The organism is Hahella chejuensis KCTC 2396 (assembly GCF_000012985.1).
GTDB lineage: Bacteria > Pseudomonadota > Gammaproteobacteria > Pseudomonadales > Oleiphilaceae > Hahella > Hahella chejuensis.
Genome location: NC_007645.1, coordinates 80372 through 95259, shown reverse-complemented (window position 1 = coordinate 95259; position 14888 = coordinate 80372). Strand labels below are relative to the sequence as shown.

11 protein-coding genes are annotated in these 14888 nt (G+C 58.8%); 10 read left to right on the top strand and 1 reads right to left on the bottom strand.

Annotated elements, in window-relative coordinates; translation table 11 throughout:
• Positions 1 to 339: 339 nt before the first annotated feature.
• The 3 genes from HCH_RS00410 (at position 340) to HCH_RS00400 (ending at position 6840) form a co-directional block, all read left to right on the top strand.
• Positions 340 to 1938, top strand: a complete 1599-nt coding sequence (locus HCH_RS00410; protein WP_011394085.1) for a cellulase family glycosylhydrolase — start codon at positions 340 to 342, stop codon at positions 1936 to 1938.
• 162 nt (positions 1939 to 2100) lie between these two features.
• Positions 2101 to 4335 (top strand): glycoside hydrolase family 6 protein, encoded by a 2235-nt coding sequence (locus HCH_RS00405; protein ID WP_011394084.1) that lies wholly within the window; start codon positions 2101 to 2103, stop codon positions 4333 to 4335.
• Positions 4336 to 4446: 111 nt separating this feature from the next.
• Positions 4447 to 6840 carry a glycoside hydrolase family 9 protein gene (locus HCH_RS00400; protein ID WP_011394083.1) on the top strand — a complete coding sequence of 798 codons (2394 nt, stop codon included), beginning with the start codon at positions 4447 to 4449 and terminating at the stop codon, positions 6838 to 6840.
• Between the two features lie 98 nt (positions 6841 to 6938).
• Here the strand turns inward: HCH_RS00400 and HCH_RS00395 are convergent, their stop codons facing one another.
• Positions 6939 to 8564: a methyl-accepting chemotaxis protein gene (locus HCH_RS00395; protein WP_011394082.1), complete on the bottom strand. Its 1626-nt coding sequence runs from the start codon at positions 8562 to 8564 to the stop codon at positions 6939 to 6941.
• A 268-nt stretch (positions 8565 to 8832) separates the two neighbouring features.
• On the opposite strand from HCH_RS00395, the gene HCH_RS00390 reads away from it, so the two are divergent.
• From HCH_RS00390 to HCH_RS00360, 7 genes are all read left to right on the top strand, one after another.
• Positions 8833 to 10011 carry a glycosyltransferase gene (locus HCH_RS00390; protein WP_158304915.1) on the top strand — a complete coding sequence of 393 codons (1179 nt, stop codon included), beginning with the start codon at positions 8833 to 8835 and terminating at the stop codon, positions 10009 to 10011.
• Positions 10012 to 10863 carry a hypothetical protein gene (locus HCH_RS00385; RefSeq protein WP_011394080.1) on the top strand — a complete coding sequence of 284 codons (852 nt, stop codon included), beginning with the start codon at positions 10012 to 10014 and terminating at the stop codon, positions 10861 to 10863.
• A gap of 4 nt (positions 10864 to 10867) precedes the next feature.
• On the top strand, positions 10868 to 11281 hold the full coding sequence (locus HCH_RS00380) for a hypothetical protein (RefSeq protein WP_011394079.1): 414 nt from the start codon (positions 10868 to 10870) through the stop codon (positions 11279 to 11281).
• Between the two features lie 10 nt (positions 11282 to 11291).
• Entirely contained in the window at positions 11292 to 12455 is a 1164-nt protein-coding gene (locus HCH_RS00375) for a glycosyltransferase family 4 protein (RefSeq protein WP_049780802.1), read from the top strand.
• Between the two features lie 11 nt (positions 12456 to 12466).
• Positions 12467 to 13081, top strand: coding sequence for a hypothetical protein (locus HCH_RS00370; RefSeq protein ID WP_011394077.1), 615 nt, complete (start codon positions 12467 to 12469; stop codon positions 13079 to 13081).
• Between the two features lie 2 nt (positions 13082 to 13083).
• A complete protein-coding gene (locus HCH_RS00365) occupies positions 13084 to 13953 on the top strand; it encodes a hypothetical protein (protein WP_011394076.1) in 870 nt (289 codons plus the stop codon).
• A 63-nt stretch (positions 13954 to 14016) separates the two neighbouring features.
• Entirely contained in the window at positions 14017 to 14790 is a 774-nt protein-coding gene (locus HCH_RS00360; protein ID WP_011394075.1) for an EAL domain-containing protein, read from the top strand.
• Positions 14791 to 14888: the final 98 nt, after the last annotated feature.

Sequence of the window (14888 nt, the reverse complement as noted above, 5' to 3'; positions counted from 1 at the left end):
CCCATAAAACCTAACCCAAAGTGTCTATTGCGGGATGGGGGACCTGGGTCTAGGATTTTTACTGCTAAAGCCCTTCGATTTGGGTATTTTTTGCAACAAACTTGAAAACGTTTTCAAATGTGCAACTATTTAGACTAAGCGCCTTGATCGGCATAGGCAAATAGTCTGACAACAATGGCCTGTCAGTAATTTCAGTATCTATGGGAAGTCTGCCGATAAGGCTGAAAAAGCGCGCCAAATGCGGATAGTTCATGACGTTATTTTGAAAACATTTTCATATCTGTCGCTCCTCCTAATATATCTGTTGGTCGGGGGCGACCTGGAAATGAGGAATCTTTTATGAAAGGAAAGCGTTTAAGAAGTCTGATCTGTCACAAACCTCGCCGATTACTGCTCAGCTGTCTGGCGGCCACGCTGGCTTCGCCAGTCGCTTACGCGGGCTTTCACGTACAGGAAGGGCAATTGCTGGATGGCTTCAACAAGCCTTTCGTCATGCGCGGGATCAACCATCCTCATGTCTGGTACACCTACCGTACGGAACAAGCTTTAAACGATATCTCCGCCGTAGGCGCCAACACTGTGCGTATTGTTCTGGGGTCCGGCCATCAATGGCCCAGCACCCCCGCAGAAGAAGTGGCGCGCATCATCGCCCAGTGCAAAGCCAAAAAGATGATCGCGGTGCTGGAAGTGCATGACGTCACCGGTTACGGCGAAAAACCGGAAGCGGCGCCGTTATCCGCCGCCGTGGATTACTGGTTGAGTATTCAAGACACGCTCATGGGCCAGGAAGATTACGTCATCATTAACATTGGCAATGAACCCCTGGGCAACAATGTTCCCACCACCGCCTGGGCGCAGATTCATAAAGAAGCGATACAGCGTCTGCGCGATGCAGGCTTCACCCACACGCTGATGATCGACGCTCCCACCTGGGGCCAGGACTGGCGGGAAACCATGCTGCAGCAGGCGCCAGAGGTCTTCGCCACAGATCCGCTGCAAAACCTGGTGTTCAGCGTGCACATGTATCAGGTGTACGCCGAGCGCAGCAAAATCGACAACTACCTGTCCACCTTCGTCAATGTCCACAAGTTACCCCTGGTGGTGGGAGAGTTTGGCGCCGACCATCAAGGAGAAGAGGTGGATGAAGCCGCCATCATGGAACTGGCGGATTTTTACCGCGTCGGCTACCTGGGCTGGTCCTGGTCGGGCAACAGCGGGGGTACGGAATCACTGGACATTACCCATGATTTTGACGCCAGCCGCCTGACGCCCTGGGGAGATTTCCTCATCAACAGCGCCTACGGCATCCGCGCCACCGCCAAACCAGCCAGCGTTTTCACCGCTGGAGAAACCGAGCCACAGCCTCCCAAAACGCTTCCTCAGTCCCTGCAAGTCACACAGGGACACCCTCTCGATATAACGCTTTTCGGTAGCGATACGGACGGAACTGTCGCCGCCTTTCAAATTGACGCCCAACCCCGCCACGGAGTGCTCGTCGGCGCTGGCCGCTCCTGGACTTACACTCCCACGCCCGGTTTTGTCGGCGAGGATAGCTTCACCTACATCGCGTTTGACGACGACGGCTTGCGTTCGGCTCCCGCGCGCGTGGACATACGCGTGGAAGCGTCAACCGACGCCAAAGCCAGCTGCGACTATACGCTCGTCAATGAGTGGGGCGCCGGTTTTATCGCATCCATGCGCATCACCAATACAAGCACAACGCCTTTAAACGGCTGGGAAGTGGACTGGGCCTACGAAGACGCAACCCGCATCGTCAACGTATGGAATGGCGAGTTATCCGGCGAGAACCCTTATCACGTCTCCAGTATGAGCTGGAATGCGGAGATCCCTCCCGGCGCCAGCGTGGAGTTCGGTATGCAAGGCGTCAAAGTCGACGCCGCCAGCGCACCCCGCCTCATCCAGTGCGGACCGGGCTAAGGCAGCGGCATTTTTGCTGAATGCGAATTTACGGCGGCAGGTTCAGCGGTATCGCCGCCGCCCATAGCGCCTTATGGCGCTTTTCCGGCGCACAGCGCCCCTAACGACAAAGCGAAAATCTTGAATATTGGACTGACTTAATTCTCCAAAAAGGGAACGCCAATGAAACTTTCAATGAAATCGGGATACGGCCTTGCCGCCGCTCTTTCCCTGGGATTCGCCGCCGTGCAGAGCCCCCTCGCACAGGCCGCCAAGTGCGAATATGTCGTGCAGAATGAATGGAACAGCGGATTCGTAGCGCTGATCAAGATCACCAACACCGGCGCCAGCGAAATCAACGGCTGGGACGTCGCCTGGCGTTATGACGACGGCTCGCTGCTAAGCAACTCCTGGAGCGCCCAGTTATCGGGAACCAATCCCTATCGGGCCGCCAATATGAGCTGGAACGGGCGTATCGCTCCCGGCCAGACCATCGAGTTCGGCATGCAGGGCGCTAAAGGCGCCGCTGCCGCCCCGATTCCCGTCGTCACCGGAGACGTTTGCGATGATGACGGTGCGCCGGATAACCGTCCCCCTGTCGCCGCCTTCACCGCTTCCGTCAGCGTTGGCGACGCGCCGCTGCCGGTGGTTTTCGATGCCTCCACCTCCAGCGATCCGGACAACGATGCGCTCAGCTATCAGTGGGACTTTGGCGACGGCTCCAGCGCGACAGGCGTCAAGGTTTCCCACAGCTACGCAGACCCCGGCGACTACAACGTCACTCTGACTGTCAGCGATGGCGCAGCGTCCGTCACGGCTTCCCGCAGCATTCGCGTGAAACAGCCGGATACGGCGGACCCGGTCACCGCCAGCTTCTCCAGCAGCGTGGTGGATAAAACCGTCAGCGTTAACGCCGCCGCGTCGACGGGCGACAATCTCACCTATATCTGGGATTTCGGCGACGGGACCACGGCCTCTGGCGTCAGCGCCAGCCATACCTATGCGGAAGCGGGAACCTACAGCATCCAGCTCACTGTCAGCGACGGCGAACAAAGCGATAGCGCCAGCAAAAGCGTCACTGTGGAGGAAGGCGATACCGATCCCGGCGACGATCATGCACACGTCAACAACCCCTTCGCCGGCGCCAAAGCCTATATCAACCCGGATTATGCGAAACAGGTGGACGCTTCCATGGCCAAGGTCGACGCCTCTCTGGCCGCAAAAATGGCGACATTGAAAGACACGCCCACCGCGGTCTGGCTGGATCGTATCGACGCCATCTACGGCGGCGACCTCAACGGCGGTCGTCTGAGCCTTGAACAGCATTTGGAAGCGGCGCTGACGCAAAAAGTCGGCGATGCGCCCATCACCGCCACCTTTGTGGTGTACAACCTGCCAGATCGGGACTGCGCCGCACTGGCCTCCAACGGCACGCTGCATTCAGATCAGAATGGCCTGGCGATTTACAAGTCAGACTACATTGACGTGATCTATGACGTCATGTCCGACCCTCGCTTCCGCGACATCCGCATTGTCACAGTAATCGAGCCGGACTCGTTGCCGAACCTGGTCACCAACCGCGACATCCCCGAGTGCGCCAAAGTGGCTCAAAACGGTGTTTACGTCGACGGCGTGCAGTATGCGATCAGCCGTTTGTCGCAATTGCCCAATGTCTATCTCTATCTGGATATCGCCCACTCCGGCTGGCTGGGTTGGGAAAGCAACTTCGGCCCCACCGTACAGCTGTTTACGCAGGTGGTGAAAGAGGCTTCCGGCGGCGATTTGAGCGTCATTGACGGATTCGTTTCCAACGTCTCCAACTACACGCCCACCGAAGAAGTCTATCTGCCTGATCCGAGCTTGCGCATTAACGGGCAGGAAATTCGCTCCTCCAAGTTTTATGAGTGGAACCCTCAGTTCGACGAAAAAGGCTTTGCCGAAAATCTGCACCAAGCCTTCGTCAACGCCGGTTTCCCCAGCGATCTCGGCCTGCTGATCGACACCAGCCGCAACGGTTGGGGTGGAGACGAGCGCCCCACCGGACCGGACGCCTCCGCCGACACGGTAGACAACTATGTCACCGCCGCGCGCCTGGATCGTCGTTTCCATCGCGGCAACTGGTGCAACGCTGACGGCGCCGGGGTGGGCGAACGTCCCCGCGCTGCGCCCTTCGGCGCCGGTGCGCCAGTGGATGCGTTCGTCTGGATCAAGCCCCCCGGCGAGTCTGACGGCACCAGCGATCCATCACAAACCACGCCCGATGACGAGGGCAAGAGCTTCGATCCCATGTGCAGCCCCGACTACATCGGCAAGTCCGGCTACCCCACTGGAGCGAAAGACGGCGCGCCGGCGGCGGGACACTGGTTCCATGAGCAGTTCCGCATGCTGGTGGAGAACGCTTATCCGCCGATTGAATAAATCGCATAAAACGCTGGGCCGGTGATCCGGTCCGCTTGCACGAACCTGAAACCAGGCGATCAGGGAGGATCGCCTGAGGACCAACAAAAACCTGAAAAGGAGACGCTGATTATGCGCACGCCAATGTTTTTATTAAGTTCCATGAGCCTGGCCCTGGCCGCCGCACTGGCCGCCGCCATGACCCCGATCCAGGCGTATTCCGCCGACGGCAATCCTCGCGTCAACCAGCGCGGTTATCTGCCGGAGGCGCCCAAAGTCGCTGTGTACGCCACCGCCAATGACGCCGCGCAAAGCTGGGAATTATGGCGCAATGGCGCCCTGGTGGCTTCAGGCATGACCGCACGTAAAGGCGCCGACGCCGCTTCCGGCGAGCGTCTGCATCACATCGATTTTTCCAATGTGGATATTGAAGGAGAAGGCTACGAACTGAAGGTCGGCGGCGATCGCAGTTATCCCTTCGCCATTGACGACCAGGTTTTTACCGGCCCGTTGTATGACGCCATCCGTTACTACTACCACAATCGCAGCGGCATTGAGATCGAACCCCAGTTTACCGGCGGCGGACGCAGTAGCTATGCGCCGGACGCCAAACTGGCGCGCCCGGCGGGGCACATCGGCGTCGCGCCTAACCTGGGCGATTACAACGTCCCCTGCTGGCCGGGAACCTGCAATTACTCGCTGGACGTTTCCAAGGGCTGGTATGACGCCGGCGATCACGGCAAATATGTCGTCAATGGCGGCATTTCCGTGTGGAAGCTGTTGAACGCCTATGAACGCAATCAACATTTCGGCAAGCATAAGGACGCTTTCGCCGACGGAACCCTGAATATCCCCGAAAGCGGCAACGGCGTGCCCGACCTGCTGGACGAAGCCCGCTGGCAGATGGAATTCCTGCTGGCGATGCAGGTTCCGGAAGGCGAAGCCCTGGCTGGCATGGTTCATCACAAAATGCATGATGAAAACTGGACCGGTCTACCGCTGGCGCCCCATGAAGACCCGCGCCAGCGCTATCTGGTTCCTCCCTCCACCGCCGCCACCCTGAACCTGGCCGCCACCGCGGCGCAAAGCGCGCGGATATGGAAAGACATCGACCCGGATTTCGCAGCCCGCTGTTTGACCGCGGCGCAACGGGCCTGGCAAGCCGCCAAGCAGCACCCTGACGTCATCTACAAAGACGACTTCAACAATGGCGGCGGTGGATACGGCGACCAGGACGTCAGCGATGAATTCGTGTGGGCGGCGGCGGAGCTGTTCGTCACCACCGGCGACGCCAGCTACAAGCACGACATTCAATGGGATGAGGATCTGGCGCCTGACTGGGCCTGGCCGCAAACCCGCATTCCCGCCCTGATGTCCCTGGCCATGGTTCCCGCCGATCACAGCGCGACCTTGCGCGAGCGGGCCCGGGGAACGCTGGTGTCATTAGCGGACAAACTGGTCGCGGTCATTGATTCGCAAGGGTACCTGCTGCCATTGGGGAACGAGGAATATTACTGGGGCTCCAATAATGTATTGGCCAACAAACTGGCCATCACCGCCCTGGCTTATGATTTCACCGGCGAGGACAAATACGCCCAGGCCACGCTGAAATCCGTGGATTACCTGTTCGGCCGCAACGCCTTGTCTTTGTCCTACGTCACCGGGCATGGCGCCCATGCGGTCAAACAGCCTCACCATCGTTTTTGGGCCGGCGTTCTCAATAGCAGTTATCCCTGGGCGCCCCCCGGCGCGCTGGCGGGAGGACCAAACCCCGGACTGGAGGATGATGTGGCGAAAGCGGCGTTATCCGGCTGCGAAAGCAAACCGCAGACGTGTTTCATCGACGACATCGGCTCCTGGTCCACCAATGAGATCACCATCAACTGGAACGGCGCCCTGGTGTGGACCCTGGCCTTCGTCAATGACTTGGCGGAAGCAGGCGATGGACCCGATCCAGACCCCAATCATGATCCGGTGGCGGCTTTCACCACGAACGCCGCCGGTCTGACTTTGAGTCTTGACGCCAGCGCCTCCAATGACCCTGACGGCGACACGCTCAACTATCAATGGGACTTCGGCGACGGCGCCGTCGGTTCAGGTAAAACCGCCAGCCATGAGTATGCTGCGCCCGGCGTGTATAACGTCACGCTCAAAGTGACGGACGGTCGCGGCGGCGAAGCCAGTTTGACGCAACAGGCGATCCTCGACGACGGCGACTCGCAAGGGGCTTGCGAATACATCATACAGAATGAGTGGAACAGCGGTTTCGTTGCCCTGATCCGCATTCACAACCAGGGATCAACGCCGTTGGACGGTTGGGAAGTCAACTGGGAGTACAGCGACGGCACGCTGATTGACAATCACTGGAACGCCAATTTATCCGGGCAAAATCCCTATAAGGCGAGCCCTCTGGATTGGAATAAAACCATCCAGCCCGGCGCTTATGTGGAGTTTGGCATGGTTGGTCAGAAAGGGTCCGCCACCGCGCAAACGCCGACGGTGTCAGGGAACGTCTGCCATTATTAATCAGGCAGCCAAATAGCTTCCTTCTATTTGTCTGCAACGACAGGGCCTGCCCATGTCAGGCCCTGTCTCCCGCGGCGGCTATGGCAAAACGACGATGACTACAGCTTAAAGCCGGCGACGATGCCGTTGAGATCATGCGCAAGATCCGCCAGCTCATGACTGGCCGCCGACGTTTTCTGCGCGCCCTCCGCGGTGTGGTCCGCCACATCGCGGATATTCACCAGATTGCGGTCCACTTCCCGGGCCACATGGGCCTGTTCTTCCGACGCGCTGGCGATGCTCAGGTTCATCTCGTTGATGCGTCCCACCATACGCATGATTTCTTCAAGCGCGCCATCCGCCGCTTCCGCCAGTGACAGGGTTTTATGCGTGTGCTCGTTACTGGCGGTCATGGAGTTCACGGCTTTGCGGGTGACGCTTTGGATATTGTCGATCATCTGGGTGATTTCCCGGGTGGACTCCTGCGTGCGATGAGCCAAAGCGCGCACTTCGTCCGCCACCACCGAGAAGCCGCGTCCCTGCTCTCCCGCCCGCGCCGCTTCAATGGCGGCGTTAAGCGCCAGCAGGTTGGTCTGGTCGGCGATGGAGCCAATCACATCGAGTACGCGGCTGATTTCCCCCACCTGATTGGCCAGAGCCTGAATCTCCCCCCCCGTGCTGGTGACGGAGTTGGTCAGCTCTTCCAGAGACTGTTTGGTTTCGCCGACCTGTTTACGCCCGCTGGTCGAGGCCGACTCCGCCGCTTGCGAAGCCTCAGAGGCATCGTTGGCGTGCTTGGCCACATCGTCCACCGCCGTAGACATTTCGGTAACGGCGGTGGCGGCCATCTGAATCTCGCTGTTCTGCATGTTCAAGGCGTTGGTGGCGTCCTCCGTCAGCGCATTCAGATTTTCCGACGCGGAGGCCACCTGAGCGGCGGCGGAGGTCACTTTCTGCAGGGTTTTACGTAAGCGATCCTGCATTTCCGCCAGCGCTTTCTGCAGGTCGGAAATCTCATCCTGGCCTTCCACTTCGATCGTCTGGGTCAGATCGTTACGGGCGATGCGGCGCGCAGCGGACAGCACGGATTTCAACGGCTTGTTGATACTGCGGGTCAGCACCAGCGCGAAGGTGAAAGTAATCACCGCCGCCAGGGCGATCGCGATAATCATCAGTTCTTTGGTCGCGGAATACAGCTCGCTGGCGCGGCCTTTGGCGGAATCGGCGCCGGACGCCACAAAGTCGGACAGGTCCACATAGACCTTGCGTAGCTGCTCCAGTCTTTCATTGCTGGGGCCGGTCATCATTTCGCGGGCCTCTTCCTTGAATTTCACCCGGGATAAACCAATCATTTCGTCGTGGGTTTCCAGATAGCTCTTCCAGGAGGCGGTGAGGGTTTCAAAGAGGTTTTTCTCCTGTTCGGACTCCAGAATTTTCTTGTAGTCCGCCATCAACCCTTCCAGCTTATTCTGCGCCGCTTTCATGCGTTCATCCGCATCGATGATTTCCTGATTGAACTCCGCCATCACATGTAACAGCTCCTGGGTGCGGAAGAAATTAAGGGAGGATTGTATCTCTCCCAACACCCGTTGACGGGGTAACCAGTCCTCCGCAATTTCAGCGGAAGATTGCGCGATGGCCGACATCTGCTTCAATGAAAACAAGCCCAGTCCAAGAATGAAAGCGAGGGCGACCACAAACCCGGCGGCGGTGCGATGACCGATTTTGAAACGTCTGAAGTGCATGTTCACAACCCCGGAAAAAAAATATGAGCGTTTTCTCTAAGTCTAGACAGGGATTTGGTTTCTTAAAGCCGAATTTGCTGGAAAAACAAATATCTCTTGTGAAAAAACGTATCCCAGTGAGAGGTTCTTGCTCTATGCGCCCGGAGTAGAGACGCGGCGCCGGTTTCTGCTAGTATCCGCTAACGCTCTCATGCGCGGGCGTGAAAACACGTCAACCAGCCTCAGAACAAAACGCTCAGCAACCGCCTCATGGAATAAGCGCAACAACGTGAATTTACCTCTGCAATCTCATCCCGCACTGTACGCCGCTTTCGATGTTTATCCTTCCGCCAAAGGCGCCGCCACGCACATTCAGCAGGCAGCGCAAACCTTGTTTGACGCCGCGGGAGGGGGACTTCTCTATGTGCTGGGAAATGAGCGCCTACCTCGCTTTCAACGGGAAGGCGCCGTGGAAATCCTGCGCTTCGGACGCTTGCTGGATAACTATCTGCATCGCGCGCTGGCTTACAGCAGCGAACTACAGGGCGTGCTGGAAAGAGGGTTGCAGGACAGCCTGAAAGTCGCGCAATTCCGCGATCCCTGGGGCGGCCTGCCGCTGGTGCGTCGCGCCGCCGGACGCTACCGCACCCTTTACGAGGTCAATGGCCTGCCCTCCGTAGAGTTGCCCATGGCGTATCCCAATGTCGGGGCCGCCACGTTGGCGAAAATCCGCGCGCTGGAAGACGAGTGCCTGAGCCGGGCGGACCGCATCGTGGTCCCCTCCGGCGTCATCCGCGACAATCTGGCGCGACGCGGGGTAGCGCCGGAACGCGTCAGCGTGATTCCCAACGGAACGGAGCTTAACTATGGCCATGCGCGCCCCGAAGCCGCGCCAAAGCGCTATATTTTATATTTTGGGGCGGTGCAGCCGTGGCAGGGACTGGATGTTCTGTTACGGGCGCTGCAACGGCTACAGGATATCCCGGACCTGCACCTGGTGATCTGTTGTTCGGTGAAATCCCGACGCGCCAAGGGATACCAGAAGCTGGCGGAAAAATTAGACGTGGCGGAACGGACCACCTGGCTGCATCGTCTCAGCAGGGAAGAGCTGGCGCCCTGGGTCAGCAACGCTTATATCAGCGTGGCGCCGCTGACGGAGTGCCCGCGCAATATCGATCAGGGCTGCTGCCCTTTAAAGATTCTGGAATCCATGGGAGCGGGCGTTCCGGTGATCGCCTCCGATCTGCCGGTGGTGCGGGAGCTGGTGGAGCACCGTGAGAACGGCTATCTGGTGGCGCCGGAACGGCCGGCGGAATTGGCTCGCGGACTGCGGGTGTTGTTGGATTATCCTGACATCGTGACGCAAATGGGCGTCGCGGCGCAGCGCAAAATCGCGGAGGGGTTGCAGTGGTCCCACGCCAATGCCGCGCTGCAACACATTCATGAAGAACTGATAGCGGGGAAGTAGATGGCTAAAGCAAAGCAACACAGGGCGCCAGCGCCCACCCCAGAGTTAAAAAAATACTTTCGTGAAGCCATGCGCACGAAAAAGCTCGAAGGGGAATTCAGTATCGACGAGTGGCTCAAGCGCATACGCTTTATGGCCGCCCGCGATAAAAGCGGGGATAGCGTCAGGAAATGGGTAGGCGTCTCCATCGCCCTCTGGGTGGTGGGCTTTATCGGCTCGCTCGTCGCTGAGTTTCCCCCCGCCGCCGCAGGCTTTGCGGTCGCCTTCGTGTTCAGTCTTATCGCCTTCTTTTCCTTAAAAAGCAAAGATATTCCCAATCGACTGCGTGATTCCGTGCTGCCTCTGCTGACGATTCTGCGCCAGGACGCCAATCCGGAAACCCCCTTGAAGCTGAAAGTGGATTTGCTGGGACCAGAGTTGCTGTCAAAGCGCATCAACTTTGTCAAAGCCGGGAACAAATATCCCAAAGTGGAGGAGTCCATGTTCAGCGATCCCTGGTTTCAGGGCAGCCTCAGCCTCGCCGACGGCAGCGTACTGAACTGGGAGGTGCTGGATATGGTGCGCCGCCGCAACATACGCAAGCGCAACCCCCGCGGCAAAATCAAAATGAAAACCAAGTACAAGATCAAAACTCGCATGGACGTCAGTCTGAGCTATAAGAACGACTGTTATCAGGCTCAGATCAGGCCCGGCGCCACAGCGCCGCAGGTTAAGAAAGAAGGAGAACGCAGAAGCGTGCTCAGATGTCGCCGCCAGGCGCCGGGCGGCGCTCGTCCGGGGGAAAAAATGGCTCTCAAAGAGCTTCTGGTCAGCGTGTCCGCGATTTATAAAAGCTTAAAACCGGTAGGGTGATGCAATGATTGAATGTAAAGTAAAAGCCGGGTTTTTCGTACTGCGCCCATGTGAAGCGCCCTCCGCTATGACTTGCTCCATCTGCTCGCGTCCTATGTGCCTCCGGCACAGTATGACAGTGGAAGGCGAGTTGCTATGCACTGAATGCGCCGCCGTACAAGGGGATAGCGACACTGGCGATGACGAAGGCTATATGGAAGACGATGCCTACATGGACGATGACGGCGGTAATTCCGCCCGTTGGTTTTATTACTATCGCCAACATTACTACACCGAGACCGGCGACGCCGACATGCTGACGCAAGACCACGGATTCGGCGCGGACGAAGTCGCCGCTTTCGTCGGCGCCGCCGATATGCTGGATATGCAGGACGACCTGGGCGGCGACGATGATTCCGCCGACCTGTTCGACAGCTGAAGGCGCGCCTATGACCGGAACCTTACTCTGGCTGACCCAGAACCACTTCCCGCAACAGGGCGGTATGGCGCAAAGCTGCGACCGCATTGTGTCTGAATTACGCCGCCGCGGCTGGCGCATTGATCTGGTCCACTTCAGCAGCAAGTGGCGCGACCTGAATGCGCAGCGCAAGCTGGGCGGGGTCAACATCCGTTGCCCACTGGAAGCGGACGTCAGCCATACCCTGAACCGGCTTTGGTGCGCCCTGCCCCACCTCGGCGCCGAAAGCTACGACGCCGTAGTCGCCTTCGGCGGCTATGCGCCGATGCTGGCCGGGCCGGTCTACGCCGCCTGGCTGCAAAAGCCGCTGTCGGTACTGATTCGCGGCAACGATTTTGACGCCGCCGTGTTCGATCCCAAGCGCTCCGCCGTGCTGGACAAAGCGATCCGCGCCAGCGCCCGGGTAGCGGCGGTCAGCCGCGATAAAGTCGCCAAGATTCAGCGCTTATGGCCGGGCGCCGCCGTGGAATGGGTCGCCAACGGCATTGATCTCGCCTCCTGGAGCCCGATCCAGTCCGACTACGAACAGGCGCAGACGTTGCGCCGGCAGCGCATCGGCGGAGAAAGCCGTCTGATACTGGGGATGTTCGGCCATATCAAGCGCAAAAAGGGCGGCGACTACTTCATCGACGCGCTGTTGCGCTCCGGCCTGGCGGACAAGTCGCACCTGCTGGTGGTGGGCGATATGGAACCGACGCTGCAGGAGCGCCTTGAGAACGCGCCTGAACTGGATTACAGCCACGTTCCCTTCGCGGACCGCTACGCTCTGCCGCCCTACTATCTCGCCTGCGATTACGTGTGCATTCCGTCCTATTACGACGGCATGCCCAACGTCATGCTGGAGGCCGCCGCGCTCGGCGTTCCTATGCTGGCGTCCCGCGCCGGCGGCATGGCCGACGTGTTGGAAGACAACCAGCACGGCTTCTTGTTTGATTCCGGTCAGACCGACGCCTGCGTCGCCGCCATCAGACGCGCTTTCGCCGTCGCGCCGGCGCAACGGGAAGAAATGGCCGACGCCTGTCGCGAGCTGGCCGCGCGACGCCTGAACCTGGATGCGGAAATCAGCCGTTATGAGATTCTGTTCCGTGAGGTCATCAGCCTGGAACAGAAAGTCAGTCATCTGCACAGCCTTTGAGGAATATCTGTATGTCTCACCCGCTTTTACAGTCCTGGCGCATGCTATGGCTGTTGTTCCTGACCGCTCTCTGGACGCAAGCCGCCGCAGCGCAGGCGCTCAAGGTCGAAGACGACCGCGGCGATCTGGTAGTGGAGTTCACGCTGTCCTATGACGACCTCTCCATCCGCTATCGGGATCACGGCGTCATGACTCGCCTCAGTTCCCGACTGAAGGATGACAAACGTAAGTATTACGGCCCAAACGGCGTGCTGGTGGCGGAAGTCAAAAGCAAGGGCGACGACTTCAAACTGAGGGCGGACGACCTCAACGGAGAAATCAAAGTCAAAGGGGACATTGAAAAGCTGAAAATCGTCGTCAACGGCGACGAAGCGCGTCCGGTGAAGATCAAAGCGAAGGGCGACAAGCTCAAAGTGTATCGGGTGTCCGGCGAAACGGAGATCTTTATCGGTCAGGCCCAGCTGAGTCAGGACAAGAAGGAAGTGAAAGTCAAAGACGCGGACAAGGACGAGCGCTATCGCATCAATGACTATCGCCTGTCCTCCGCCTATGGCCTGTTGCTGGACGAACGCATCCGGCCTGAGCATCGCTATATCCTGATGGCGGAAATTCTGATGCGGCAATAGCCATGATTTTTTTCTACGCGCTGGGAGGCGGCCTCGGACACATCACCCGCGCCCAGGCGTTGATTCATACCCTGGGGCTGGAAGAACCCGTCACACTTGCGATGAGTTCCGCCTGGAATGACACAGAGCCGCCTTTATCCCAACAGTTCCTCACACTACGGGCCCCGCAGGGGCTCAGCAAAGATCCAGATGGCGTGCGCCGGTGGCTGTCCGCAGCCCTGGCGCAGAAAACCTACCGACGCATCATCATCGACGCCTTTCCCGGCGGCCTGCTGGGAGAATTGTGCGACTTTCCTTTTCCTGCTGACGCCGAGCTGATCCATTGCGCCCGCCTGCTGCGCTGGCCGGTGTACGCCCCCATGCTCAAGGGCGCCTTGCCGCGCTATCAACGCTGTTTTCAGCTGGAGACCCTCAGCGGGGATCACGCCGCTGCGCTGACTGCCTGCTGCGACCGCATCGATTCTCTGCATCTGGACGATCCGCCTCTTGATCCAGTCCGGCCCTCACCACAAGACGCTCTATCCTCCGCGCCGCTATGGCTGATTGTGCACGCAGGCTCTACAGAGGAAATTCTGGAGCTGATCGCATTGGCCCGGGATAGCGCCGCCCTGGAGGGCGTGTCCCCGCAGCTTGTGCTGCTGTCGCCGCAGCGCCCGACCGCTCTGCCGGCTGACGTGGTCCATCGCTGCGTGTACCCCGCCACGCCCTGGTTCGCCAAAGCGCAGCGCATCTTCAGCGCTTGCGGCTTTAACACCGTGCGCCAGTTACAGCCATATCGACATAAGCACCGCTTCCTCCCTTTCCCCCGTCGCTTCGATGACCAGTTCGCCCGCGCCGCCGCCTTGCGCGCGGAAAGCTGGGAGCAGACCTGAAAAACACGCCGTCTGTACTAAACTGACAACAGATCGCGACTAACCAAGGGAGGCTGCCGGAGGATGAAGGCGCAACATAATTTCAAGCCGTTGAACTGTTCGGAATGCGCCCATGGGGCGGGTTTGAGCTTTGACTTTTCCATGGCGTTCCAACCTATCGTCGACCTAAACGAACACAGCGTGTACGCCCATGAAGCGCTGGTGCGCGGCGTCAACAACGAAAGCGCAGGCGCTATATTGGGACAAGTCGATTACGACAACCGCTACCGCTTCGATCAGGCCTGCCGGGTGAAGGCCATTGAGCTGACCGCCAAGCTGAACCTGGATACGCGGGTCAGTATTAACTTCATGCCCAACGCCGTGTATCGCGCCGAACTCTGCATCCGCACCACCCTGGAATCCGCACGCGAGCACAACATTCCCACATCGCGCATCATTTTCGAATTCACCGAGGGCGAGCAAATCAAGGATTTGCCACACGTAAGCGAAATCGTGCACGAATATAAAAAACAGGGCTTTCTGGTGGCCATTGATGATTTTGGCTCCGGCTATTCCGGCCTGAATCTGCTGGCGGAACTGGCGACCGACATCATCAAACTGGACATGCAGCTGGTGCGCGACCTGCCTCGTCACAAGCCGCGCCAGTCTATCGTCAAAGCCATCGCAGAAGTTTGCCGCGAACTGGATATCACCATCATCGCCGAGGGCGTGGAGACCCTGGACGAAGCCAAGGCGCTGCGGGATCTGGGGATTTATCTTCAGCAGGGTTATTACTATTGCAAACCGCAGTTCGAATCTCTGTTTCAGGCGCAGCCGGATACCTTCGCCGGCCTGTGAGCGTCGCCGTCATGACGAGGGGTTTGACTTGGGGCAAGATGCAACCAGATGCTGCGCCAAAATTCACTCACCGGAGCTACAATGTGACATCATCACCC